We start from the raw sequence: 24,972 nt of genomic DNA, 5'->3' as shown, positions 1-24,972 counted from the left end.
AGAATGAATCGCCGTCCATGAACGGTTGAAACGGGCGTCCGCGATGGGCTGAAATGCACAAGTGAGCGTACCCGGCGCGCAGTCACCGCGCCAGCGGCAGCTCCATGGAAAACTCCGCGCCACCCTCGGGGTGGTTGCGGGCGCTCAAGTTGCCGCCGTGCTGCTCCACAATGCCATAGCTGATGGACAGCCCCAGGCCGGTGCCTTTGCCCACCGGCTTGGTGGTGAAGAACGGGTCGAAAATGTGTAACAGGTGTTCCGGGAGGATGCCCGGGCCATTGTCGCGCAGACGAAGGAGCACCCTGGTGTCACTCTGTTCGGTTTCGATCCACAGCACAGGGTGTCCGGACCCCGATCCGGTCGATGCATCCAGCGCGTTCTGCAGCAAATTCATCAGGACCTGCTGCAGCTGCCCTGCACTGCCCATAACGATGCACGGCGGGCCGGGTTGCCAATTCGCTTCGAAGCTGGGGGCTACGCCCTTGCGCACCCAATGGATGGCGCGCTCAATCACCTCATTGAGGTCCACCGGCACACGCGCTTCGGGATCCATGGCAGAAAAACGCTTGAGGCCATTGACGATGTCGGCGGTGCGCTGTGCGCCTTCCAGCGTGCCTTCAATGAGCGACGGCAGGTCGGCCAGTATATGTTCGATGCGCAGTTTGCCGCGCATTTCCATCAATTGCTCGGAGGGGGCGCCGGCGTGAAGTGCAGCCAGGTAACGGCGCAGGCGGTCACTGTAGCGGCTCAGGGCGTGCACGTTGCCCAGCACGAAGCTGATCGGGTTGTTCAACTCGTGCGCTACGCCAGCGACCAGGCGGCCAAGCGACGCCATTTTTTCGGAGTGCAGCAGTTGCTGTTGGGTGCGCTTGAGCGCTTCGTGCGCAGAGCGCAATTCATGGTACGCCCGTTTCAGCTCCGCCGTAGGTCGGCCCACAAAGACCGTCCCCTGGCGCCGACCGGTGTCGGCCACACGAGGAGTGCAGTTCATATCCACCGGCACGCTCTGATGCTGTGTGTCCAGAAGCTTCAATTCCAGACCTTCCCCGCGGCGTGGCGGGTTGGCGTTGGCTAGCACCGCGCGGGCGTGATCCGCACTTTCCGCATCAGCCAGCAAATCATAGAAAGAGGTGCCACGCAATTCCGCGGCGCTGCGGCCTACCAGATCGCACAGGGCAGCGTTGGTTTCCTCGATAACGCCACGTTCGTTACACACCAGCAGAACGTCCGACATCGCGGACAGCACGCTGAAGATGAACTGCTGCGACTGGTCCAGCTCGGTGTTTTTTTTCTCCAGCTCGATTTCGTCCTCGATGAGCTGGGAGTACACCTCGTCCATCTTCTGAATGACATCGACCCAGGCCGACTCGTCCACGCCCTCCATCGGACCGTGCGGCATCAGACCTTTCACGCCAGGCATCCGGATCGGTGAAGCTTCGCGCGACAGTCGGTGGACCATGAAATATGGGGGCCTCGCAGAAAGGCTCGGATCTCAGTCAAGTTCTCAATACAGAGGCGAACGCTCTACCTTTCATTCAAATGATACTAGCGATCACTCACAAGCGCCACTGCGCGAGGGAGCTTTGCGCTAGGGCGCTGCGACGCGTAGCCATATTCCGCGTCGGCAAAGCGCAGATGAGGCCTGCCCCTGCGTAGCCTGCGCATGCTGCTGCAAGGCCTGGGCACGCTGGCCTACAACACCACCCGCATGAGCGCGAACCCCCAAAGCCAGGATCGCCACGCGACTCACGCCGCTGCAAACAAGGTCTTCAAGCAAGCTCGAGGCCAGTCCCGCCTGTCCTCCGTATAAACACCTGCCCCTTGCCCAGGATAAACCCCGCAGGATCAGCGAGTTGCGCTCGCTGATCCGTCAGAGTTCAGCTTAGCCGGACAGTCGCGAATCAAACTCAGGTATTCATCGTGCTGGCTCAACGAGGGAAAACGGATAAAACGCTTCCACCAAACGGTCCGGGCTGAAAGATACGTTTCCATTGCGCGCGCGGCACTTTCCGGGTGCCACGGCTCTCATCGAAATTTCATCAATGAAAACAACGGCTTAAAAGACTCATTTGGGGTTTTCCCTCGGCATGCCTCCTGCTGGCCCGCGAATTGCGAAGAGATATTGCCGCCTCACGACGAGCAGGTCTTCACCGCCGACAGACGCATTGACACGGCAGTGGTTACCGAACATGAAAAGCAACCGGAGACATTTCACGATGGAAACCTTTTACGAGGTGATGCGCCGCCAAGGCATTTCCCGCCGCAGCTTTCTGAAATACTGCTCATTGACCGCCACTTCGCTGGGGTTGGGTCCGGCCTTTGTGCCACAGATCGCACATGCCATGGAAACCAAGCCGCGCACGCCGGTGCTGTGGCTGCACGGCCTGGAGTGCACCTGCTGCTCGGAGTCCTTCATACGCTCAGCGCATCCGCTGGCCAAAGATGTGGTGCTGTCGATGATCTCACTCGATTATGACGACACGTTGATGGCTGCTGCAGGACACCAGGCCGAAGCGATCCTGGAAGAGATCATGGTCAAGTACAAGGGTAACTACATCCTGGCGGTGGAAGGCAACCCGCCCCTCAACCAGGATGGCATGAGCTGCATCATCGGTGGCAGGCCTTTCATCGAGCAGCTCAAGCATGTTGCCAAGGATGCCAAGGCAATTATCTCCTGGGGCTCATGCGCATCGTGGGGCTGCGTGCAGGCCGCCAAACCCAACCCGACGCAGGCCACGCCGGTGCACAAAGTGATCTTCGACAAGCCCATCATCAAGGTGCCCGGCTGCCCACCCATTGCTGAGGTGATGACCGGCGTGATCACCTACATGCTGACCTTCGACCGCATCCCGGAGCTGGATCGTCAGGGCCGCCCGAAGATGTTCTACAGCCAGCGCATCCACGACAAGTGCTACCGCCGGTCCCACTTCGACGCCGGCCAGTTCGTCGAAGCCTTCGACGACGAATCGGCGCGCAAGGGCTACTGCCTCTACAAGGTCGGCTGCAAGGGTCCAACCACCTACAACGCCTGCTCCACGACACGCTGGAACGAAGGAACCAGCTTCCCGATTCAGGCCGGTCACGGCTGCATCGGATGCTCGGAAGACGGCTTCTGGGACAAGGGTTCCTTCTACGACCGCCTGACCAACATTCAACAGTTCGGCGTCGAAGCCAACGCCGACACGGTTGGCGGCGCTGCAGCCGTTGTGGTGGGTGCGGCTGCCGCAGCCCATGCTGCTGTTTCCGCCATCAAGCGGGCGACGCAGAAAACCGAAGCTCCAACGAGCGAGCCGGCCCAGGCTGACCATTGAGGCATTGGACAGAAACAAAGGAATAACCCATGGGTGCTTACGAAACTCAAGGCTTCAAGCTGGACAACACGGGCCGCCGCGTGGTGGTCGACCCGGTCACCCGCATCGAAGGGCACATGCGCTGCGAGGTCAACCTCGACAGCAACAACGTTATCCGCAATGCGGTCTCCACCGGCACCATGTGGCGTGGCCTGGAGGTCATCCTCAAGGGGCGCGATCCGCGTGACGCCTGGGCGTTCGTGGAGCGCATCTGCGGTGTCTGCACCGGCTGCCACGCGCTGACGTCGGTGCGCGCGGTGGAAGATGCGCTCGGTATCGTGATTCCGAAGAACGCCTACCTGATCCGCGAGATCATGGCCAAGACGCTGCAGGTGCACGACCACGCCGTGCACTTCTACCATCTGCACGCGCTCGACTGGGTGGATGTGGTGTCGGCACTCAAGGCCGATCCGAAGAAGACTTCCGAACTGCAGCAACTGGTCTCGCCGAGCCACCCACTGTCTTCGCCCGGCTATTTTCGCGACATCCAGAACCGGCTGAAGAAATTTGTCGAGTCCGGTCAGCTCGGGCCGTTCATGAATGGGTACTGGGGCAGCAAGGCCTACGTGCTGCCGCCCGAGGCGAACCTGATGGCGGTGACGCACTACCTTGAAGCGCTGGACCTACAGAAGGAATGGGTCAAGGTCCATACCATCTTCGGCGGCAAGAACCCCCACCCGAACTATCTGGTGGGCGGCATGCCCTGTGCGATCAACCTGGACAAGGACGGGGCTGCCGGCGCGCCGGTCAACATGGAGCGCCTGAACTTTGTCGAAGCGCGCATCAAGGAAATGATCGAGTTCAACGACAACGTCTATGTGCCCGACGTGCTGGCCATTGGCACCCTCTACAAGCAGGCAGGATGGCTCTACGGCGGGGGGCTGGCTGCCACCAACGTGATGGACTACGGAACCTACGAAAAAATCATGGGTGACCGCAGCACGCAGAAGCTGCCCGGCGGCGTGATTCTGAACGGCAACTGGGACAAGATTCACCCGATCGACCCGCGCGACCCGGAGCAAGTGCAGGAGTTCGTGCCGCACAGCTGGTACAAGTATGCGGATGAATCCAAGGGTCTGCACCCGTGGGACGGGGTGACCGAGCCCAACTACGTGCTGGGCGACAAGACCAAGGGAACACGCACCAACATCCAGGAGCTTGACGAGAGTGCCAAGTATTCCTGGATAAAGTCGCCGCGCTGGCGCGGGCATTCTGTGGAAGTGGGGCCGCTGTCGCGCTATATCCTGGGCTATGCGCACGCCACGAAGGGCAACAAGTTTTCCCAGCGTGTCAAGAAGCAGGTGGACCGGTCGGCCATGATGATCAACACAGGGATACCCAAGGCTCTTGGCATTCCCCAAACGAACTACAGCGTCAAGCAGTTGCTGCCTACGACGATTGGCCGTACGCTGGCACGGGCCCTGGAGTCGCAGTACTGCGCCGAAATGATGTATGACGACTTCAAGGAGATGGTTGCCAACATCAAGGCGGGCGACACGGCCACCGCCAATGTCGATAAATGGGACCCTTCGACCTGGCCCACGGAGGCCAAAGGCGTGGGCACGGTGGCGGCGCCGCGTGGTGCGCTGGGACACTGGATACGCATCAAGAACGGCCGCATTGAGAACTACCAATGCGTCGTGCCCACCACCTGGAATGGGAGTCCGCGCGACACGAAGGGGCAGATCGGGGCGTTCGAGGCGAGCTTGATGAACACGCCCATGGTCAATCCCGAGCAGCCGGTGGAGATCCTGCGCACGCTGCACTCCTTCGATCCCTGTCTGGCCTGTTCGACCCATGTAATGAGTCCCGATGGGCACGAACTGACGAGCGTCAAGGTGCGTTGAAGAGCGCCCCGTCAGAAAAGTTGTTCCCGACCTTCCCTGTATTCAAAGTTCAAAGGAGATTCGCTATGTCGTACAAGAAAGTTCTATGGCCGCTGGCGGCCGCAGCCTTGTCGCTCACCGCCACTGCCGCCCGGGCGCACACCGGTCACGGTATCGAAGGGTTCGGTGCCGGTCTGGCCCACCCCTTCATGGGATGGGATCACCTCATGGCGATGGTGACTGTGGGCATCTGGTCCGCTGCCGTCTTGCCGCCCGGTCGGCGTCTTGCCGCACCGGCGTTGTTTGTCGCGATGCTGGTGGCGGGTGCGCTGGTGGCGCTGGCCGGTGCGGTGCTGCCCTTGGTCGAACTCGTTACCGCCATGAGTGTGGTGCTGCTGGGTGCCATGCTGCTGCTCGGACGCCGCATCCCGGTCGCCCCGGGCTTGACCCTGGTGGCGCTGGTCGCCGCTGCGCACGGCTATGCGCATGGTAGCGAGATGGCCCATGGTGATTCGTTTGCGCTCTACGCCACCGGCTTCATGCTCGGCTCGGCATTGCTGCATGGCGCCGGCCTCGCGGCTGGCTTTGCGTTGCAGCGCCTGCCGGCCTGGGTCGGGCAACTCGCCGCCGCCCTGGTGGGCAGCACTGGCCTGATGCTGCTGGCCACGCGCCTGTGAGGCGCGCGCCTCCCATTCCTCGAACGGAGAAGCACCATGGCTATTACACCTGCCAACGATTTCGACGCGTCGGCGGCTGGAAGCACGGACACCGATGCACGCGAGGTCGCCCGGGCGTCATCGATCAAATCGGTCTACGTGTACGAGGCGCCGGTGCGACTCTGGCATTGGATCAATGCGGCGGCGATCACCGTGCTGGCGATGACGGGCTATTTCATCGGCTCCCCGCTGCCCACCATGCCAGGCGAGGCCAGCGACCACTTCGTGATGGGCTACATCCGCTTCGCCCACTTCGCTGCGGGCTACATGCTGGCCATTGGCCTGCTCGGACGCCTCTACTGGGCGATCGTCGGCAACCACCATGCCCGCGAACTATTCTGGGTTCCGGTTTTCCAGCGCGCCTACTGGGTTGAGGTGTGGGGCATGCTCAAGTGGTATGCCTTCGTGAGCAAGCAGCCCGGCCAGTACGTGGGGCACAACCCAGTGGCACGATTTGCGATGTTTTCCATGTTTCTGCTGACTGCAGTTTTCATGAGCGTCACCGGGTTCGCGCTCTACGCCGAAGGTGCGCAGGCCGGCTCCTGGGCCGACCGGCTGTTCGGCTGGGTGATCCCGCTGTTCGGTCAATCGCAGGATGTGCACACATGGCACCACCTGGGCATGTGGTTGCTCATTGTCTTTGTCATCATCCATGTGTACGCTGCCATCCGCGAGGACATCATGGGCCGCTCCAGTGTGGTGAGCACCATGATCTCCGGTCACCGGACGTTCAAGGACTGAACATCATGGCCGCCCAGGACATTTCGCGCCGCTCAACGCCCGCCGGTGCGGTGATCGTGCCCGCGGGCGTGCCGGCCCGTGCGCCGTGGCATCCTGGGCGCTTTCTCAGCCGCAACTATCTCGCCCCACTCGGGCTGTCGCAATCTGATGCGGCACGCCTGCTGGGCGTATCGCGCCGCCGCCTGCACGAAATCGTGCAAGAGCAGCGCGGCATGACACCTGACACCGCGATTCGCTGCGCGCTGGTATTTGGCGCCGACACCGCCTTCTGGCTGGCCCTGCAGTCTGCCTGGGACAGCTTTCATGCCTGGAAGCTGCTGCGTCCAGGCATCAGCCGCACACGCGGCTTCCAGTAACCCCGTTATTGAAACGTCAATCCCATGCGCCCCATCTCGCCTGAAACCGCTTGTCACCCCAAGGGTGACAGCCCCGGCACGATTTGTGTTCTCGGCATTGGCAATGTGCTATGGGCCGATGAAGGTTTTGGCGTGCGCTGCGTTGAGGCACTGCAAACTCGCTACGAGTTTGCGCCGCAGGTGCAATTGATTGACGGGGGCACCCAAGGGCTGCACCTCATCCAGCACGTGCAGGCAGCGTCCCGTCTCCTGATTTTCGACGCCATCGACTACGGGCTCGCGCCTGGCACGCTGAAACTGGTGGAAAACGACGACGTGCCGCGTTTCATGGGCGCGAAGAAGATGAGCCTGCACCAGACCGGCTTCCAGGAGGTGCTGATGCTGGCGCTGCTGACCGAGCAGTACCCGAAGGAGGTGCTCCTGATCGGTTGTCAGCCCGAGGAACTGGAAGACTATGGCGGCAGTCTCCGCCCGAGTGTCAAGCTGTCGCTCGAGGATGCACTCGCGCACGGTGTGGATACCTTGCGGCGTTGGGGGGGCGAGCCCGTGCCGCGCAGGCGGGCGCTGAGCGAGCAGGAGGCCGTGACCTTCTCGCAACTGGGCCTGGCGCACTACGAGGGGCGGCGCCCGACGAAAGACGAGGCCTGCCGCGTCGGCGATGTGCGCTTCTTCCCCACCTCTACACCAGCCTGAGGAACCCAAAAACCATGTGCATCGGTGTTCCCATGAAGGTCATCGCGATCGACCCTGGCCATGCCCAGTGCGAGGGCCGCGGTGAGTCGCGCCGTGTGCGCACGGCGCTGGTCGGTGCGGTGACTCCCGGCGAATGGGTGCTGGTATTCATTGATAGCGCGCAGGAGCGTATCAGCCTGGAGCGCGCCCAGGAAATCAACGCCACACTCGATCTGCTCGAAGCTGCCGCGCAGGGGCACGTCGCCGAAGCCGAGGCCGCCTTTGCCTTGCCATCAAGCATGAGCCGCGAGCAACTGCTGTGCTTGTCAGGTGCCTCCGTTCATCAACCCCAGGAGACTTTTCCATGAACACTGAAGCCGCAGCCATCGACGCCTTGGTGAAGCTGCCCGTCCAGCCACCGAAGGCCACACCTGAAACGTCCCCCCTGATCGAACGCCTGGTGAGCGTTCATGGTGCCACCTGGGTGGACGAAAACACCATCGACGCCTGGGCGGCCGAGGGCGGTGATCGCGTGGTCCTGTTCGCTGGTGACCCGGTCCGTTTCCCTGAAGGCCTGGATGTGGCCGTAATACTGCCCGAGTTGCAACGCAGCTTTCCCGGTCGTTTCGTCGTTGCCGTGGTGCCACGCATGCATGAAGAGGCTGTTGCGCGGCGCTATGGCTCCCAGCGCTGGCCGACGCTGCTGTTCCTGCGCGACGGGCAGTACGTGACAACGATCAGCGGCATGCTGGACTGGGACGTGTACCTGGAGCGGGTGGCGCAAGCCCTCGCCATGCCCACCTCGCGCGCGCCCACCGTCGGCATCCCGGTCGTCAGCGCTACCGCAGCTGGTACGTCTTGCCATTGAAAAGAAAGTGACCATGAAAGACTTTCCCATTCCGGTCATCAGCGTCGGCATCGGCCCCGGCAGCCAGGTAGAGGAGGAAACGCTGGAATATATGTCCATGCCGCAAGGTATGGAAACCTTCCGGCCGCCGGTGCTTCCCGAGCCCGAGGAGGTGGCCTTGTGCCAACAAGCCCACCGAGCGTTGCGCGAGGCTCTGGTGGTGCTCGACGAGGTGCGCCGCGGCGGCACCAACCGCAGCATCGACCTGCGTGGCTTGCCACCTGCGGACCTGCGACTCGTCAATCAAGTGCTGGGCGAGGGTGAGGTGAGCGCGCTGGTGCAAAGCGAAGGCGATGCGCAGTATGAACTGCGCGTGCAGGAGTCGGTGTTTGCCGGCGTCTGGCGCGTGGTCAGCTCGGTAAACGGACAGGTCGTGTCCGACACCATCGAACTCGGTGCGGTGCCGCAGGTGCTGAAGGCGACGGCGCTCGAAGACGTGTGGCCCACCGTGCCGCGCTGGCAGGGCGCGCTACCGCCCGGCGTGCAGAACGCGCCCGCGTTGCTGGCCGAAATCGAAGACCAGTGGCGCCAGTGGCGGCCCGGCCAGCCCGCGCATGTTGTGAACCTGACCCTGCTACCCATGTCGACCGAAGACATCGGTTTCCTCGATCACCATCTCGGCACCGGGCGGGCGCTGATCCTCTCACGCGGCTATGGCAACTGCCGCATCACCAATACCTGCGCGCCCAACTGCTGGCGTGTTGTCTACTACAATTCGCAGGATGTGGTGATCCTCAACACGGTGGAGGTGACCGAGCTGCCCGAGGTGGTGCAGGCCGCACAGGAAGACCTGGACGATTCGCACGATCGACTGCGGGAAGTGCTCGAGTGGGTAGAGCAATCATGAACTCGTCGAGCCCGCCCCGCTTTGAAGGTAGCTACCTCGGCAACAGCGCCCGTCTGCCGGCCGCCGCACGACTGGAATGCAAGATCTGCTGGTGGATCTATGACCCGGCGCTGGGCGACCCGGTCTGGCAGGTGCCGCCCGGCACGTCGTTCTGCGATTTGCCTGCGCACTGGCGGTGCCCGCAGTGTGATGGTGATGCCGAGCAGTTCATGGTGCTGGTGGACACGGCCTGACGCTGACCGACCATGAACACAGCTGCCTCATTCGCGGACACGATGGCGCCAACGGTTCCCATGGCGCCGCCGATTACGTTGGCCCCACCGGCCGTGTTGGCCGACCGCACGAATGCGCTTGTGGCGCTCTTTCGAACCATCGCGCACACTCGCATGGCGGGCGTGCCGATACTGCATCCAACCTTGCAGGTAGAAGCGGTGGGGTTCCAGACGCAGGCAGCGGCGGGCCCTTCCCGAGGTGGCAGCACCAGCGAAATGGGCGCCAGGGACGGTATGGGCGGGGAGGGCACGGCCGGCGCGATGGGCGTGCTCATCACCCCCTGGTTCATGAACCTGGTTTGGTTTCCGCTGCAGCGCATGGACGATCTGGGCGGCGTGGGGCGCAGCCGGCCTCGTTGTGTGGGCGGCGAATGCTTCGACTTCATCGGTGGGCACGAAGCCGCCTTTGGCTCCTACGAAGCCTGCTCGTTGTTCTCGCCCATGTTCGAGTTCGCCGACCATGCGGCAGCCCGAGCCACCGCAGACGCGGTTCTCGCTGCGCTGCGGCCGCAACTGCCCGCACCACCTGTCGCGGCAACAAGCCCGGCTCTGCAGCAAGTCGTCGGGCCCGCCCATCCGGCGCGCCGCGCCTTTCTGTTGGGCCGCCGTACCGCACCGGAGGCGGCGACATGAGCCTGCCGATGCTCGAGCAGCTCGGCGGCACCCTGCTCGTGCGCCCCGGGCGCGCCCGCCCGCAGAACCTGGTCAGCACCCGAGCCGATTGGGCGAACCGGCTCACGCGCGGCAAACCCGCAGCGGCTCTGGCTGCCACCCTGGGCAGTCTCTACAGCCTGTGCGGCCATGCCCACCGTCTTTGTGCAGGCATGGCTGTGGCGGCGGCGAATGGGCAGCCAGAGCCCGTCCGGCAACACGCGGCCAGAGGTCTGCAGCGTGAAACGCTGTACGAGCATGTGCGCCGCATCGGGTTGGACTGGCCCTTGCAACTTACAGGCGAATCAGCCCGCGCGCAGCTTGGCGTGCAGGCTCGGCAGGCACTGCAGCAATGCCCCCTGCTCGGCAGCCGCCTCACGGGAGCGCCGCTGCCTGAATCGGCGGAAGCACAACCCTGGCCCTGTTTGCAACAATGGTTGCAGACACAGGTGCTGGGTGTGTCTCCCGCGTCATGGCTGTCGAGCTGGGAGCTGGACCCGGCCGCGTGGTTGCAGGCATGGAGTGAGCAGACAGCGGGTTGGCTACCCGCGCTGCTGCTCGATGTCCGGCCGTTCGCTGATGTCCCGGCGCCAGCGGCGTCCCCTCTGCGCGTACATGCCAGCGCAGCCGGCCTGATGTTGCTGGCTTCCAGCCTGCGTGAGCAACCGGGCTTCACCCGCCAGCCTTGCTGGCAGGATCAGTGCGCCGAAACCGGGCCATGGACGCGCCTGCACCAAAGCAACCCGGAGGTTTTTGACACCCCCTGGTTGCGCCTGGGCGCGCGCCTGGCTGAACTGGTGAGGCTGGCGCTGGCCGACGAACCCGCTCGTTGCGGGGCGCAGTGGCTCGCCCAGGGCAGCATTGCGCTCGGCCGCGGTGAAGCCCTGGCCTGGGTGGAAATGGCGCGCGGGCTGCTGGTGCATCGTGTGCAACTGGAAGGCTCGGGAGACGTGGCGCGCGTGGCCGAGTGCCACGTCCTGGCCCCGACGGAATGGAATTTTCATCCGCGGGGCGCGGTCGCCTCCGCATTAGAGAGACTGCCGGCCGGGGCAACGCCTGAATTGCGGCGGCAGGTGCAAGTGTTGATGAGTGCGTACGATCCATGTGTGAAGCATGGACTTGACTGGAGCGGAATGCCAGCGGTCACAGTGAGAGATACCATGGAGATGCGTCATGCATGAAGCCAGCCTGGCCGGCGGCATCCTCAAGCTGGTGGAGGACGCCGCGCAACGTGAAGGGTTTCGCCGCGTCACGGCGTTGCGGCTGGAGGCGGGGCGGTTAGCCGGTGTGGAGGTGCGGGCCCTGCGCTTCGCACTGGAGGCCCTGGCGCCGGGCACCTGCCTGGAGAACGCACGTTTTGACATTGAGGAACCTGCGGCACGGGCTTGGTGCCTCGGCTGCAGTCAGACCGTCCACATCGCGCAGCGGGGCGACGCCTGCCCGCTGTGTGGCAGTTACCATTTACAGGCCACCGGCGGCACCGAATTGCGTGTCGTGGACATGCTGGTGGAAGACGAATGAAGGAGACAGAACCATGTGTGTAGTTTGCGGCTGCGCCGATACTGGGAAAACGGGTGAGATCGCTGGCACGGGCGCGCAGGACCATGCGCATGGCCACCACCATTCGCACGATCATGACCATGGAGACCATCACCACGACGGGCACGAACAAGCGCCTGTTCCCGACCATGCGCATGTGCACGTCGATCCGCGCAGCGGTGACCTGCATTTCGGATCGGGCGCTGCACGTGTTTCGGTGCCGGGGATGAGTCAGGCCCGTGCGATCAGGCTGGAGAGCGATATCCTCGGCGAGAACAATCGCATTGCCCAGCAAAACCGCCGGCATTTCGAGTCGCACGGCGTCACTGCGCTGAACCTGGTGTCGAGTCCCGGCTCGGGCAAGACCACGCTGCTGTGCGCCACCATCCACGCGCTGAAGTTGCGTGAGCCAGCGTTGCACGTGTCCGTCATCGAGGGTGACCAGCAAACCAGCTTTGACGCCGACCGTATTCGTGAAACCGGGGCGCCAGCCATCCAGGTCAACACCGGAAAGGGCTGCCACCTTGATGCACCCATGGTGGCAGAAGCCTTCGCCCAACTGCATGATCACCACCATCAGGGGCAGGTCCAGGCACACAGCCTGTTGTTCATTGAGAACGTCGGCAACCTGGTGTGCCCGGCCGTGTGGGATCTGGGCGAGGCGGCCAAGGTGGCCATCTTGTCGGTGACGGAAGGCGCGGACAAGCCGCTCAAATACCCCGACATGTTTGCCGCCGCCAAGCTGATGGTGATCAACAAGGTCGACCTGCTACCGCATGTGCGCTTCGATGTGCAGCGCTGCATTGAGGCGGCCCGCCGCGTCAATCCTGACATCGAAGTGCTGAAGCTCTCGGCAACCACCGGCGAAGGCATGGACGCGTGGCTGCACTGGCTAGGGCATGCGGTGGCCGAGCGAGAGACCGCGGCCCGCCACCACCAGGAGCACGGTCGTGATGCATCGCAAAGCGACACCGAAACGGCATTGCGCCAGCGCATTGCCGAACTGGAAGCGGCGCTGGCGCAGCAGGCCGGTCAGGCGGTCACACGGCAGTGACCGGCGAGAGTAAGTGATGAACACCGGCTATCCCACTGTGCTCGCCTGCGGTGCCTGGCTGAAAAACGCCGCGTGCCTGCTGGATGCGGGCACACCCGTCTGGTCAGCCTTGCATGGTGATTTGGGGAACCCCGACGCCTGCCGCGCGCTGGAGGACTCTGCACGTCGCTTGCTGGGCCAGGCGCGCCAGCCCGTGGTGGCAGTGGCGCACGATCTGCACCCCGACTTTTACAGCACACGCCTGGCTGTCGCGTTGGCCCACGAACTGCAAGTGCCCGCCGTCGGCGTGCAGCACCACCACGCACATATCGCCGCGGTCATGGCCGAGCATGATGTGCAGGAACCGGTGGTTGGTCTCGCGCTGGACGGTGTCGGTCTGGGCACCGACGGTAAGCCGTGGGGCGGCGAGTTGCTCTGGGTCAGCCTCGAAGGGTGGAAGCGTGTGGGGCACCTGTGGCCCTTGGCCCTGGCCGGGGGCGATGTGGCAGCGCGCGAGCCGTGGCGCATGGCGGCATCGGCGATGCACGCACTGGGCCGCACGGAAGAAATCAGCGGTCGTTTTTCGGATGTGGCGGGAGGCACGGCCGCGCGCCTCGTGGAGCGCATGCTGACCAGCGGCCTGAACTGCCCGGCCACCAGCAGCGCGGGCCGTTGGTTCGATGCCGCCGCCGCAGCGCTGGGCCTGAGTGTGCGCCAGCAGCACGAAGCAGAAGCCGCCATGGCGCTGGAGCGGTTGGCCCACCAGTGGCTGCTGGAGAACGACGCACCGACCGACACCAACGAAGTCGATACCAGTCGTCTGGACGTGCTCGATATTCGCCCCCTGCTGGCCAGGTTGCTGGACAGCCCACACCACGCCGACAGCGTGCCTGCGGCCGCAGCCTGGTATCACGTGGCGCTGGCCGACGCGCTGGCCGACTGGGCGGCGCTGGCCGCGGCACAGGCCGAAACCCGTATCGCGTGCTTGGGCGGTGGGTGCTTCTATAACGCGGTGCTCACGCGGCGCGTTACGCGGCGCCTGCAACACCACGGTCTGCGGGTTCTGCTGCCCCAAGCCCATTCGTGCGGAGACGCGGGTCTGGCTCTAGGCCAAGCCTGGGCGGCGGGCCACCAGGTTCGCGCGGGCATCCCGCTGCCGCATCACGAAAGCCAGAAGAACCAGACCCACCTCACAACCGAAAGCCTGCCATGTGCCTAGCCATTCCCGCCAAGCTGGTCGAAATTCGATCCGACGATCAGGCGGTCGTCAATCTCGGAGGCATCCGCAAGGAAATCTCCATTGCGCTCGTTCCCGGTGTCGCGGTGGGCGACTACGTGATCGTTCACGTCGGCCACGCCATCGGCCAGATCGACCCTGAGGAAGCGGAGCGCACGCTGGCCCTGTTCGGCGAAATGGCCCGTTACAGCGAACCCCGCAGAGAGCTCACGCCATGAAGTACATCGATGAATTTCGGGATGGCGCCGTCGCCCGCAAGATTGCCGACCGTCTGTCGGTCGAGGCGCGATCCGATAAGCAATACAGTTTCATGGAGTTCTGCGGCGGCCACACCCACGCGATTTCGCGCTACGGCGTAAGCGAACTGCTGCCGGCCAATGTGCGTATGATCCACGGGCCGGGCTGTCCGGTCTGCGTGCTGCCGATCGGCCGCATCGACCTCGCCATCCAGCTGGCGCTGGAGCACGGCGCCATCGTCTGCACCTACGGCGACACGATGCGCGTGCCGGCCTCCGACAGCCTGTCGCTGGTGCGCGCCAAGGCGCGCGGCGGCGACATCCGCATGGTGTACTCGGCGGCCGATGCGCTGCAGATCGCCCGCCAGAATCCGCAGCGCGAGGTGGTGTTCTTCGCGATCGGCTTCGAGACCACCACGCCGCCGACGGCGCTGGCGATCCGCGATGCCCACCGAGAAGGCCTCGCAAACTTCAGCGTGCTCTGCTGCCACGTGCTCACGCCCTCGGCGATTACGCACATCCTCGAGTCACCGGAGGTGCGGCAGTTCGGCACGGTGCCGATCGACGGCTTCGTCGGGCCGGCGCACGTGAGCATCGTGATCGGTTCCGGCCCCTACGAACACTTCGCGCAGGAATACCGCAAGCCGGTCGTCATCGCCGGCTTCGAGCCGCTCGACGTGATGCAGGCGGTGCTGATGCTGGTGCGCCAGGTCAACGAAGGGCGCGCCGAAGTGGAGAACGAGTTCAGCCGCGCCGTCAATCGCGACGGCAACCTGAGCGCGCAAGCGCTGGTGTCCGACGTATTCGAACTGCGGCCGAGCTTCGAGTGGCGCGGCTTAGGCGAGGTGCCGTACAGCGCCCTGAAGATCCGGCCTGCCTTTGCACAGTTCGACGCCGAACAGCGCTTCAAGCTCGGCTACCAGCCCGTGGCCGACAACAAGGCCTGCGAGTGCGGCGCCATCCTGCGCGGCGTGAAGAAGCCCACCGACTGCAAGATCTTCGGCACGGTGTGCACGCCCGAGAACCCGGTGGGCTCGTGCATGGTATCGAGCGAGGGCGCCTGCGCGGCGCACTACTCCTACGGACGGTTCAAGGACATCGCGATCATGGCGGCGGCATGAAAGCAGATTCGACTTATCCCCGGTGGGCCGAGCGCCGCGACGCCCCGAGTCGGACGGCGTATTCGCCGGGCAAGGAACTGACATGAGCGCAGTGAAAAAAGACTATATCCGGCCGCTCGACATCAGGAACGGTCGCATCGACATGGGGCATGGCGCCGGCGGGCGCGCGGCCGCGCAGCTGATCGAGGAGCTCTTCCTCGCGGCCTTCGACAACGACTACCTGCGCGAGGGCAACGACGGCGCGGCCTTCGCCATGCCTGCAGGCGAACGCTTGGTCATGGCGACCGACGGCCACGTGGTGTCGCCACTGTTCTTCCCGGGCGGCGACGTGGGCTGTCTCAGCGTGCACGGCACGATCAACGACGTGGCCATGTCCGGCGCGCGGCCGCTCTACCTGGCGGCGAGCTTCATCATCGAAGAGGGCTTTCCGCTGAGTGAGCTCAAACGCATTGTCGAGTCGATGGCGGCCGCGGCGCGCGAGGCCGGCGTGCCGGTCGTCACCGGCGACACCAAGGTGGTCGAGCAGGGCAAGGGCGACGGCGTGTTTATCAGCACCACCGGCATCGGCGTCGTGGCGGCCGGGGTCGACATCTCGGGGGTGAACGCGCGGCCCGGCGACGTACTGTTGCTGTCCGGCACGATCGGCGAGCACGGCGTGGCGGTGCTGTCGCAGCGCGAGTCGCTGGAGTTCGAAACCACGATCCAGTCCGACACCGCCGCGCTGCACACGCTGGTGGCGGCGATGCTGCAGGCCTCGCCAGGGGGCGTGCGCGTGCTGCGCGATCCGACCCGCGGCGGCTTGGCCACCACGCTCAACGAGATTGCCCGCCAGTCCGGCGTCGGAATGCTGCTGCAGGAGGATGCCATTCCCGTGCTGCCCCAGGTCGACGCCGCCTGCGAGCTGCTGGGGCTAGACCCGCTGTACATCGCCAACGAAGGCAAGCTGGTCGCAGTGTGCTCGCCCGAGGCCGCCGACGCCGTGCTGGCCGCGATGCAGGCGCACCCGCTGGGCGCACGGGCGGTGCGCATCGGCTGCGTGACCGAAGACCCGCACCGTTTCGTGCAAATGGACACCCGCTTCGGTGGACGCCGCGTCGTCGACTGGCTCAGTGGAGAGCAGTTGCCGCGCATTTGTTGAAACCTCCGTGGTGAGAGGTTCTGATGGAGAATCCTTTGGACCGTGTCTTCGGCGAGAGCGACATGGGCGTTGACAGCGTCGCCCTACTGCGCGACAGGATCGGACCCCGGATGCAGGGCCGTTTACTAAACGCCTGGCGGCCCCGGGGCAGCTGGAACTCGTCACGCCGCGAGGCGCCGGCGCGGCTGGCGACGCACAACAGTCCGGATGCCGCCGTCGTCGCCGACCCGCTTTTCCGGGCGAAAACGCTCGACACTTATGACGCGGCGCTGAATGTGCTCGAAACCAAGTTGTCCGCCTACCTCGGACGCAAGCAGGCCATCAAGCTGCTGGCCGGCCTGCACCCCTGAGATCGTCCCCCCATGCGCATCCTCCTGCTCTGCCACAGCTTCAACAGCCTCACGCAGCGCCTGTTCGTGGAGCTCGATGGGCGAGGCCACGGCGTCTCGATCGAACTCGACGTGGCCGACTCCGTGACCGAGGAGGCGGTCGCGCTGTTCCAGCCCGACCTGGTAATCGCGCCGTTCCTGAAGCGCCGCATCCCGGCCTCGGTGTGGCGCGCGCGGGTCTGCCTCATCGTCCATCCTGGCCCGCCAGGCGATCGCGGGCCGTCCGCACTGGACTGGGCCGTGCTCGAGTCGCGGCAACTCTGGGGCGTGACAGTGTTGCAGGCCAACGACGAGTTCGACGCCGGGCCCGTCTGGGCGCATGCGGCCTTCGCGTTGCGCGCGGCCAGCAAGGGCAGCCTGTACCGCGCCGAAGTCACCGAGGCGGCCGTCACGGCTTGCCTGCTCGCCGTCGACAAGTTCGCCGAGGGGGGCGACGCCCGCAGCGAGCCGGTGTCGGCGGTTGCCCTCCCCGACGCATCCGGCTGGCGCCCCGTGGTGCCACAGGCGGCGCGACGCATCGACTGGGCTCAGGACAGCACGGCCCAGGTTCTCGCCAAGCTGCGCAGCGCCGATGGTCAGCCCGGCGTTCGTGACGAGCTGTTCGGCCTGGATTGCCATCTGTTCGATGGCCATGTCGCGACGCCGGCTGCGCTCGGGGCCCTGCCGGCCGCGCCACCGGGCACGGTGCTGGCCCGCCGCGACGGCGCGCTGCTGCGCCGGACCATCGACGGCGGTGTGTGGATCGGGCAGGCCCGCAATCCGCTCGCCTGCGGCGACGGACCGGCGTTCAAGATGCCGGCAACGCTCGCCTTCGCGCAGCAGTCTGCAGTCCTGCCCCTGCTGGACGTGCCGCTCGAGCGCGCGGATGACGAGTGGGGCGAGCTCCGTTACCGCGAACTCGGGCCGGTCGGCGCCCGCGTGGGCTGCCTGTCGTTCGACTTCTACAACGGCGCCATGTCCACGGGCCAGTGCGAACGTCTGCTGGCGGCGCTGCGCGAGGTGCGGCGGCGCGACACGCGCGTGCTGCTCTTGATGGGCGGTCGCGATTTCTTCAGCAACGGCATCCACCTGAATTGCATCGAAGCCGCTGCGCACCGACCGGGCGACAGTGCGGCTGACGAGTCGTGGCGGAACATCAACGCGATGAACGACGTGGCGCTCGAGATCATTACCCTGACCGACCGTATCACAGTGTCAGTGCTGCGTGGCAACGCCGGGGCAGGGGGGGCGTTTTTGGCGCTGGCTGCCGACGAAGTGTGGGCGCATCGTGGGGTGATCTTGAATCCCCACTATAAAAACATGGGCAATCTCTACGGCTCGGAGTACTGGACCTATCTGTTGCCCCGGCGCCTGGGGCCCGAGCGCGCGCGTGAACTCGTGCAGCGGCGCCTGCCGGTGTCAGCGGCCGCTGCCAAGGGCATCGGCCTTATCGACCGCTGCCTTGACGGCCAGCCTGCGGCTTTCGAGCTTGGGGTTATCGACAATGCGCTGGCCTTGGCCGCCGCCGACGATTTATTTTCGAAACGGATGGCTCAGAAGCAACAAAACCGCGCAACTGACGAGGCTGTTCTGCCGCTGGCAGCATATCGCAGGGAAGAGATGTCGCGGATGCATCGCAATTTTTACGGTTTTGACCCCAGCTACCACGTGGCCCGCTACCACTTCGTGCACAAGCTGCCCCATGCGTGGACGCCGCGGCACTTGGCCCTGCACCGACCATGAACCCGGCCGACAGCCTGCCCACCATCCTGATCGTGGACGACGAGGTGCGTTCGCAGGATGCGATCCGCCGGACGCTGGAGGAGGACTTCACCGTGCTCACGGCCAGCCACGCCGAGGAAGCGCGCGAACAGATGGAGCGTCACGAAGTGAGCGTGATCCTGTGCGACCAGCGCATGCCCGGGCTCACAGGCGTCGCCTTCCTCAAGGAGGTGCGGGAGCGCTGGCCCGATACCGTGCGGATCGTGATTTCGGGCTACACCGACTCCCAAGACATCATCGCTGGCATCAACGACGCCGGCATCTACCAGTACATTCTCAAGCCTTGGGTTCCTGACCATCTGCTGGGCACGGTGCGCAACGCTGTCGAGGTGCAAACCCTGCAGCGCAGCACCAACTGGCTGCACCTGGAACTGCGTACCAGCGCTCCGGTGCTGCGCCAGCGCGCGGCCAGCAGACTGGAGCGCGCCCGCAATCTCTTTGATTTCGACCGCATCGAACGCGCCGTCGGCAGTCCGCTGGACGCAGTGTGCGAGGTGGCCGCGCGCGTGGCCCGTTATGACCTGAGCGTGCTGATACTCGGGGAGTCGGGGACTGGCAAGGAGCTGCTGGCGCGTGCGGTGCACTACGCGAGCCCGCGCGCAGGTGCGGCATTTGTGGTGGAAAACTGCGCCGCCATCCCAGACACCCTGCTGGAGTCGGAGCTGTTTGGCCACAAGCGTGGTGCGTTCACGGGGGCCTATGAAGACCATCCCGGCCTGTTTCAGCGCGCTAATGGCGGCACGGTTTTTTTGGACGAGATCGGCGAAACCTCGGCGGCCTTCCAGGTGCGATTGCTGCGCGTGCTGCAGGAAGGTGAGATGCGCCCCGTCGGCGCGGCACGTTCAGTGCCGGTGGATGTACGCGTAATCGCGGCGACCCATCGCGACCTGGAGCAACGGGTGCACGACGGGCTGTTTCGTGAAGACTTGTATTACCGCATTGCCGGCGTATCACTCACCATACCGCCATTGCGTGAACGCGCAGGCGACATCGAACCGATTGCGCGCCGCCTAATATCGGAAGTCAGCGCCGAACTCGGCCACCCCGGTGCCACGCTGACCGATGAAGCCATGACCTGTATCATGGGCTACCCGTGGCCCGGCAACGTCCGCGAAATGCGCAATGAGATTGCCCGCGCCGTGGCACTGACCGGCGGCGAGACGGTGGGCGCGCAGGCGTTCTCGCTGCGCGTTTTGCGTGGCCAGGCGGGGCTGTCGATTGCGACACAGGCCGCGCAGACCACAGCGTTACCCAGCAGCGGCACCCTGGCCGATCGGCTGGACGCCATCGAGGCAATGGTGCTGCGCGAAACTCTGCTGCGCCACCGTTGGAACAAGACTCGTGCTGCCGCGGAACTGGGTTTGTCGCGCGTGGGTTTGCGCGGCAAAATGGCCCGGTTCGGACTGAAGGGTTGATTATGGGTACATCTGCCGGGTTCAATGTGCTGTGGCTCCAGTCTGGCGGCTGCGGCGGTTGCAGTATGTCGCTGCTATGCGCCGACACCACCGACTTTCATGGCCAGTTGCGCGACGCGGGCATCAACCTGCTGTGGCATCCATCGCTGTCGCTCGAAAGTGGCCACGAACTCAGCGGAATGCTGGAGCGAATCATCGACGGCTCCCTGCGACTGGACGCGCTTTGTATTGAAGGCTCGCTGCTGCGCGGGCCGCACGGCACAGGTCGCTTCCACATCCTGGCGGGCACCGGCATCCCGATGATCCACTGGGTCGCAAGGCTGGCCACGCAAGCCCTGCACGTGGTGGCCGTGGGTAGTTGCGCCGCATGGGGCGGCATCACGGCGGGCGGCGGCAACCCCACCGATGCCTGCGGCCTGCAGTACGACGACGACCGCCCCGGCGGCCTGCTGGGCAGCGAATTCCGATCCCGAAGCGGCCTGCCGGTGATCAACATCGCCGGCTGTCCCACACACCCGAGTTGGGTCATCGACAGTCTTATGGCGATGGCTGCCAACGCTTTCAGAGTGACCGACCTGGATACACTGGGCCGCCCGCGCTTTTATGCCGACCAGCTGGTGCACCACGGCTGCACCCGCAACGAGTACTACGAATTCAAGGCCAGCGCCGAGAAACCTTCTGACCTTGGTTGCATGATGGAGCACATGGGCTGCAAGGGCACTCAGGTGCATGCCGACTGCAACACGCGCCTGTGGAATGGCGAGGGCTCGTGCACCCGTGGCGGCTACGCCTGTATCGCCTGCACCGAGCCGGGCTTTCAGGAACCAGGCCACCCGTTCCACGAAACGCCCAAGATCGCTGGCATCCCGATTGGCTTGCCCTCCGACATGCCGAAGGCCTGGTTTGTGGCACTGGCGTCGCTGTCGAAATCCGCCACGCCCAAACGGGTCAAGCTCAACGCCGTGGCGGACCATCTGGTGGTCACGCCGGTGGCGCGCAAGACGCGATTGAAATGAGACCGCAAATATGACGCGCCTGCTGGTTGGCCCTTTCAACCGCGTCGAGGGCGACTTGGAGGTCACGCTCGACATCGATGGTGGGCGTGTCACGTCGGCACGCGTCAACGCGCCGATGTACCGGGGCTTCGAGCAGATCCTGTTGGGCAAGAATCCGCACGACGCACTGGTGTATGTACCTCGCATCTGCGGCATCTGTTCCGTGTCGCAGTCGGTGGCGTCGGCGCGTGCGCTGGCCCATCTCGGCGGCATTGAGATGCCGCCCAACGGCCAGCATGCCACCAACCTGATCCTCGCCACGGAGAACCTGGCCGATCACCTTACGCATTTCTACCTGTTCTTCATGCCCGATTTCACGCGGCCGGTGTACCAGCAGAAGACCTGGCATGCCGAGGCGGGGCGGCGCTTCGCCCCGCAAACCGGCGAGCACACGCGCGGCGCCATTGCCGCGCGGCAGCGCTGGTTTACTCTGTTGGGCACGCTGGCCGGCAAGTGGCCGCATACGCAGAGCATCGAGCCCGGCGGCTCCACCCGCCCTGTGGAGGCAGGAGAACGCATACGCTTGCTGGCCCGTGTGCGCGAATTCCGCAAGTTTCTGGAGCGCCAACTTTTTGCTGCACCGCTGGAGCAGGTGGCGGCTATCGCGAGTGAGGACGCGCTGTGGGCGTGGCATGCGCAAGACCCTTGGGACGGCGACTTGCGCCTGTTCCTAACCATCGCGAAAGACACCGCTTTGGCCACCCTCGGACCGGGACCGGGTCGTTACTTGAGTTATGGGGCCTACCCACAGCCGCAAGGCGACTTCGAACTGTCGCCCGGTGTGTGGCACGCCAGCACCGGGACGCTGGCTGGACTCGATCCCGCCGCCATTCGGGAAGATACCACCCACACCTGGCTGACCGATATTGGTCCGCGCCATCCCCTTGATGGAATCACGTTGCCTGAGCCCGACAAGGCCGGCGCCTACACCTGGAACAAGGCTCCCCGCTTGGCCGGCGAGGTGGTGGAAACCGGTGCCATTGCGCGTCAACTGGCTTCGGCACATCCGCTGGTCCTCGATGCCGTGGGCCAACATGGCGGCACCGTGTACACGCGGGTGCTCGCACGTGTGCTGGAGTTGGCCCGCGTTGTACCAATGATGGAGCGCTGGTTGCAGCAGTTGCAGGCCAACGAGGCTTATTGCGTGCCCAGTCCCATGCCCGCAGAAGGCGTGGGCGTCGGCCTGAGCGAAGCGGCACGGGGAAGTCTGGGGCATTGGATCGTGACCAGCCGCGGGCGGATCGCCAACTACCAGATCGTGGCTCCCACCACCTGGAACTTTTCCCCGCGCGACGCTGCAGGAACGCCTGGGGCACTGGAGCAGGCCCTAGAAGGCGCACCTGTGCAAGACGGTGAAATCACGCCCGTGGCGGTGCAGCACATTGTGCGCTCATTCGACCCTTGCATGGTGTGCACGGTGCACTGAGTCGCCCTGTCTATCCATCCATTTCTGAGGTCACACTGGAAAAATCACAGTGGCATCGATGAATCAATCTCCGTTTGAGATAAAGCAGGCATCACAACATGGCATGCGGTTTGAGACCCGCCGGCAGGCCAAGGACGAGGTCATCGACTGGTTGGTCTGGTACCTGCATTCGTCGCTGGGCTACATGAGCCCGATGCAATACGGGCAACGCTGGCTCGGGGGGTCAACCGAAAACAGCGAATCTGTGAACTCGGCTATGGGATTCATATTTCGCGGGCAAGGTCACAATGAGTCTTCTGCAAGTCAAAGACCTCGTGGTCGAGTTTCCCGGCCGCTGCGGCACGCTGCGCGCGCTGGACGATATTTCCTTTGAGATTGCGCCCGGAGAGATCCTGGGCGTGGTGGGCGAGTCGGGCGCCGGCAAGTCGCTGACAGGTGCCTCCATCATCGGTCTGCTGGAGCCGCCGGGCCGGGTGGCCAGCGGGCAAATCCTGCTCGAAGGTCAGCGCATCGACAACCTGGGCTATGAGCAGATGCGGCGCATCCGCGGCCGCCGGATCGGCGCGATTTTCCAGGATCCGCTGACCTCGCTGAACCCGCTGTACACCGTGGGCCGGCAGCTGGTGGAAACCATGCAGACACATCTGCCCGTGAGCGCCGAGGAGGCGCGCCAGCGCGCCATCGGCCTGCTGCAGGACACCGGCATTCCGGCAGCCGAGCAGCGCATCGACCACTACCCGCACCAGTTCAGTGGCGGCATGCGCCAGCGCGTGGTGATCGCGCTGGCCCTGGCGGCCGAGCCCAAGCTGATCGTGGCCGACGAGCCCACGACCGCGCTTGACGTCTCGATCCAGGCCCAGATCATCACCCTGCTCAAGACCCTCTGCAAACAACATGGCGCGGCCGTCATGCTGATCACGCACGACATGGGTGTGATTGCCGAGACCTGCGACCGCGTGGCAGTGATGTATGCGGGCCGCATTGCCGAAATCGGCCCGGTCCACGAGGTGATCAACCATCCCGCTCATCCCTATACCGTGGGCCTGATGGCCTCGATACCCGACATGACCGTGGACCGCGAACGTCTCAACCAGATCGCCGGCGCGATGCCGCGCCTCAACGCCATCCCGCGAGGCTGTGCGTTCAATCCGCGTTGTCCCAAAGTCTTCGACCGCTGCAAGAGCGAGCGCCCCGAGCTGATGGACGCCGGCGCCACGCGCGCGGCCTGCTGGCTGCACGACGCGACGAGCCGCGGAGGTGCGGCATGAGCGCCCTGGTCCAAGCCCATGATCTGGCCAAGACCTTTGATGTCTCCGCGCCCTGGCTCAACCGCGTGCTCGAAGGCAAGCCCAAGCTCATGCTGCAGGCCGTCGACGGCGTGAGTTTCGAGATCGAGAAGGGCAAAACCCTGGCCCTGGTCGGTGAGTCGGGCTGCGGCAAGAGCACGGTCGCCCGGCTGCTCGTGGGCCTGTACGAGCCGACGCGCGGCGGCCTGACCTTCGACGGACAGGATGCGCATGCGGCATTCAAGGTGCCCGAAGGCCGTAAGCTGCGCCGCCGCATCCAGATGATCTTCCAGGACCCGTACGCGAGCCTGAACCCGCGCTGGATCGTGGAAGACATCGTGGGCGAGCCTCTCAAGGAGCACGGCCTCATCACCGACAAGGCCGCGCTCAAAGCGCGGGTGGGCGAACTGCTCGAGTCCGTGGGCCTGAGCCCGCTGGACATGGTGAAGTACCCGCACCAGTTCTCCGGCGGCCAGCGCCAGCGCATCTCGATCGCGCGCGCCCTGGCAACCGAGCCGGAGTTCCTGGTCTGCGACGAGCCGACCTCGGCGCTGGACGTGAGCGTGCAGGCGCAGGTGCTCAACATCATGAAAGACCTGCAGCGCGAGCGCGGCCTGACCTATTTGTTCATCTCGCACAACCTGGCCGTGGTGCGCCATGTGAGCGACCAGGTCGGCGTGATGTACCTGGGGCGGCTGGTCGAGCTGGCCGACAAGCAGACCCTGTTTGCCAGCCCGCGCCATCCCTACACGCGCATGCTGCTCGACGCGATTCCCGAGATGCACAACACCGGCCGCGCCCGCACGCCGGTGCAGGGCGAGGTGCCCAATCCGCTGAACCCGCCGACCGGTTGCAGCTTCCACCCGCGCTGCCCGCATGCCAACGAGCGCTGCAAGGCCGAGCGGCCGCAGCTGCTGAGCATCGCCGGCGTGAAGGTCGCCTGCCACGCCGTGGAAGAAGGCCGCATCTGATTTGCTATAAAATCATAGTGATTAAAC

26 protein-coding genes and 1 pseudogene are annotated in these 24,972 nt (G+C 64.8%); 26 read left to right on the top strand and 1 reads right to left on the bottom strand.

Features of this window, described 5'->3' with window-relative positions; translation table 11 throughout:
• Positions 1 to 82: 82 nt before the first annotated feature.
• Positions 83 to 1,420 (bottom strand): sensor histidine kinase, encoded by a 1,338-nt coding sequence (locus AC1Q5S_RS09755; protein WP_492238811.1) that lies wholly within the window; start codon positions 1,418 to 1,420, stop codon positions 83 to 85.
• A gap of 796 nt (positions 1,421 to 2,216) precedes the next feature.
• Between AC1Q5S_RS09755 and AC1Q5S_RS09750 the strand changes: the two genes are divergently transcribed.
• The 26 genes and pseudogenes from AC1Q5S_RS09750 (at position 2,217) to AC1Q5S_RS09625 (ending at position 24,945) form a co-directional block, all read left to right on the top strand.
• Positions 2,217 to 3,311 carry a hydrogenase small subunit gene (locus AC1Q5S_RS09750; RefSeq protein WP_492238810.1) on the top strand — a complete coding sequence of 365 codons (1,095 nt, stop codon included), beginning with the start codon at positions 2,217 to 2,219 and terminating at the stop codon, positions 3,309 to 3,311.
• Positions 3,312 to 3,340: 29 nt separating this feature from the next.
• Positions 3,341 to 5,197, top strand: coding sequence for a nickel-dependent hydrogenase large subunit (locus AC1Q5S_RS09745; RefSeq protein ID WP_492238743.1), 1,857 nt, complete (start codon positions 3,341 to 3,343; stop codon positions 5,195 to 5,197).
• Positions 5,198 to 5,262: 65 nt separating this feature from the next.
• Positions 5,263 to 5,853: a HupE/UreJ family protein gene (locus AC1Q5S_RS09740; RefSeq protein WP_492238742.1), complete on the top strand. Its 591-nt coding sequence runs from the start codon at positions 5,263 to 5,265 to the stop codon at positions 5,851 to 5,853.
• A gap of 36 nt (positions 5,854 to 5,889) precedes the next feature.
• On the top strand, positions 5,890 to 6,633 hold the full coding sequence (gene cybH, locus AC1Q5S_RS09735; RefSeq protein WP_492238741.1) for a Ni/Fe-hydrogenase, b-type cytochrome subunit: 744 nt from the start codon (positions 5,890 to 5,892) through the stop codon (positions 6,631 to 6,633).
• A gap of 5 nt (positions 6,634 to 6,638) precedes the next feature.
• The gene (locus AC1Q5S_RS09730) at positions 6,639 to 6,989 is read left to right on the top strand and encodes a HigA family addiction module antitoxin (protein WP_492238740.1); all 351 of its coding nucleotides are present in this window, start codon (positions 6,639 to 6,641) and stop codon (positions 6,987 to 6,989) included.
• Between the two features lie 24 nt (positions 6,990 to 7,013).
• The gene (locus AC1Q5S_RS09725) at positions 7,014 to 7,682 is read left to right on the top strand and encodes a HyaD/HybD family hydrogenase maturation endopeptidase (RefSeq protein WP_492238739.1); all 669 of its coding nucleotides are present in this window, start codon (positions 7,014 to 7,016) and stop codon (positions 7,680 to 7,682) included.
• Between the two features lie 14 nt (positions 7,683 to 7,696).
• Positions 7,697 to 8,029, top strand: a complete 333-nt coding sequence (locus tag AC1Q5S_RS09720; RefSeq protein WP_492238738.1) for a HypC/HybG/HupF family hydrogenase formation chaperone — start codon at positions 7,697 to 7,699, stop codon at positions 8,027 to 8,029.
• Entirely contained in the window at positions 8,026 to 8,529 is a 504-nt protein-coding gene (locus tag AC1Q5S_RS09715) for a hydrogenase (RefSeq protein ID WP_492238737.1), read from the top strand. The genes AC1Q5S_RS09720 and AC1Q5S_RS09715 overlap by 4 nt, the downstream gene beginning before the upstream one ends.
• A 13-nt stretch (positions 8,530 to 8,542) precedes the next feature.
• Entirely contained in the window at positions 8,543 to 9,415 is an 873-nt protein-coding gene (locus AC1Q5S_RS09710) for a hydrogenase expression/formation protein (protein ID WP_492238736.1), read from the top strand.
• Positions 9,412 to 9,648, top strand: a complete 237-nt coding sequence (locus AC1Q5S_RS09705; RefSeq protein ID WP_492238735.1) for a rubredoxin — start codon at positions 9,412 to 9,414, stop codon at positions 9,646 to 9,648. Before AC1Q5S_RS09710 ends, AC1Q5S_RS09705 begins: the two co-directional genes overlap by 4 nt.
• 12 nt (positions 9,649 to 9,660) lie before the next feature.
• Positions 9,661 to 10,320 carry a [NiFe]-hydrogenase assembly chaperone HybE gene (gene hybE / locus AC1Q5S_RS09700; RefSeq protein WP_492238734.1) on the top strand — a complete coding sequence of 220 codons (660 nt, stop codon included), beginning with the start codon at positions 9,661 to 9,663 and terminating at the stop codon, positions 10,318 to 10,320.
• Complete coding sequence (locus AC1Q5S_RS09695) at positions 10,317 to 11,519, top strand: hypothetical protein (protein WP_492238733.1); 1,203 nt, start codon at positions 10,317 to 10,319, stop codon at positions 11,517 to 11,519. The genes hybE and AC1Q5S_RS09695 overlap by 4 nt, the downstream gene beginning before the upstream one ends.
• Complete coding sequence (gene hypA, locus AC1Q5S_RS09690) at positions 11,512 to 11,859, top strand: hydrogenase maturation nickel metallochaperone HypA (RefSeq protein ID WP_492238732.1); 348 nt, start codon at positions 11,512 to 11,514, stop codon at positions 11,857 to 11,859. Before AC1Q5S_RS09695 ends, hypA begins: the two co-directional genes overlap by 8 nt.
• A 13-nt stretch (positions 11,860 to 11,872) precedes the next feature.
• Complete coding sequence (gene hypB, locus AC1Q5S_RS09685) at positions 11,873 to 12,931, top strand: hydrogenase nickel incorporation protein HypB (protein WP_492238731.1); 1,059 nt, start codon at positions 11,873 to 11,875, stop codon at positions 12,929 to 12,931.
• A gap of 16 nt (positions 12,932 to 12,947) precedes the next feature.
• The gene (locus tag AC1Q5S_RS09680; RefSeq protein WP_492238730.1) at positions 12,948 to 14,129 is read left to right on the top strand and encodes a Kae1-like domain-containing protein; all 1,182 of its coding nucleotides are present in this window, start codon (positions 12,948 to 12,950) and stop codon (positions 14,127 to 14,129) included.
• On the top strand, positions 14,120 to 14,365 hold the full coding sequence (locus AC1Q5S_RS09675) for a HypC/HybG/HupF family hydrogenase formation chaperone (RefSeq protein ID WP_492238729.1): 246 nt from the start codon (positions 14,120 to 14,122) through the stop codon (positions 14,363 to 14,365). Before AC1Q5S_RS09680 ends, AC1Q5S_RS09675 begins: the two co-directional genes overlap by 10 nt.
• Positions 14,362 to 15,504, top strand: coding sequence for a hydrogenase formation protein HypD (gene hypD / locus AC1Q5S_RS09670; RefSeq protein ID WP_492238728.1), 1,143 nt, complete (start codon positions 14,362 to 14,364; stop codon positions 15,502 to 15,504). The genes AC1Q5S_RS09675 and hypD overlap by 4 nt, the downstream gene beginning before the upstream one ends.
• An 82-nt stretch (positions 15,505 to 15,586) precedes the next feature.
• Complete coding sequence (hypE, locus tag AC1Q5S_RS09665; RefSeq protein WP_492238727.1) at positions 15,587 to 16,642, top strand: hydrogenase expression/formation protein HypE; 1,056 nt, start codon at positions 15,587 to 15,589, stop codon at positions 16,640 to 16,642.
• A 35-nt stretch (positions 16,643 to 16,677) separates the two neighbouring features.
• On the top strand, positions 16,678 to 16,992 hold the full coding sequence (locus AC1Q5S_RS09660; protein WP_492238726.1) for a hypothetical protein: 315 nt from the start codon (positions 16,678 to 16,680) through the stop codon (positions 16,990 to 16,992).
• 12 nt (positions 16,993 to 17,004) lie between these two features.
• Entirely contained in the window at positions 17,005 to 18,753 is a 1,749-nt protein-coding gene (locus tag AC1Q5S_RS09655) for a hydrogenase maturation protein (protein ID WP_492238725.1), read from the top strand.
• The gene (locus AC1Q5S_RS09650; protein WP_492238724.1) at positions 18,750 to 20,207 is read left to right on the top strand and encodes a sigma-54-dependent transcriptional regulator; all 1,458 of its coding nucleotides are present in this window, start codon (positions 18,750 to 18,752) and stop codon (positions 20,205 to 20,207) included. Before AC1Q5S_RS09655 ends, AC1Q5S_RS09650 begins: the two co-directional genes overlap by 4 nt.
• Before the next feature lie 2 nt (positions 20,208 to 20,209).
• Positions 20,210 to 21,223, top strand: a complete 1,014-nt coding sequence (locus tag AC1Q5S_RS09645) for an NADH-quinone oxidoreductase subunit B family protein (RefSeq protein ID WP_492238723.1) — start codon at positions 20,210 to 20,212, stop codon at positions 21,221 to 21,223.
• A 10-nt stretch (positions 21,224 to 21,233) separates the two neighbouring features.
• A complete protein-coding gene (locus AC1Q5S_RS09640) occupies positions 21,234 to 22,688 on the top strand; it encodes a nickel-dependent hydrogenase large subunit (protein WP_492238722.1) in 1,455 nt (484 codons plus the stop codon).
• 79 nt (positions 22,689 to 22,767) lie between these two features.
• A pseudogene (locus tag AC1Q5S_RS09635) lies at positions 22,768 to 22,902 on the top strand (IS3 family transposase); the annotation flags it as partial.
• A gap of 73 nt (positions 22,903 to 22,975) precedes the next feature.
• A complete protein-coding gene (locus AC1Q5S_RS09630) occupies positions 22,976 to 23,956 on the top strand; it encodes an ABC transporter ATP-binding protein (RefSeq protein ID WP_492238721.1) in 981 nt (326 codons plus the stop codon).
• Positions 23,953 to 24,945: an ABC transporter ATP-binding protein gene (locus AC1Q5S_RS09625; protein ID WP_492238720.1), complete on the top strand. Its 993-nt coding sequence runs from the start codon at positions 23,953 to 23,955 to the stop codon at positions 24,943 to 24,945. The genes AC1Q5S_RS09630 and AC1Q5S_RS09625 overlap by 4 nt, the downstream gene beginning before the upstream one ends.
• The last annotated feature ends 27 nt before the right edge of the window (positions 24,946 to 24,972 follow it).

The organism is Acidovorax sp. GW835-FHT14B10 (assembly GCF_058793725.1).
The sequence above is the reverse complement of the archived record's forward strand: the minus strand, read 5'-3'. Positions and strand labels throughout refer to the sequence as shown.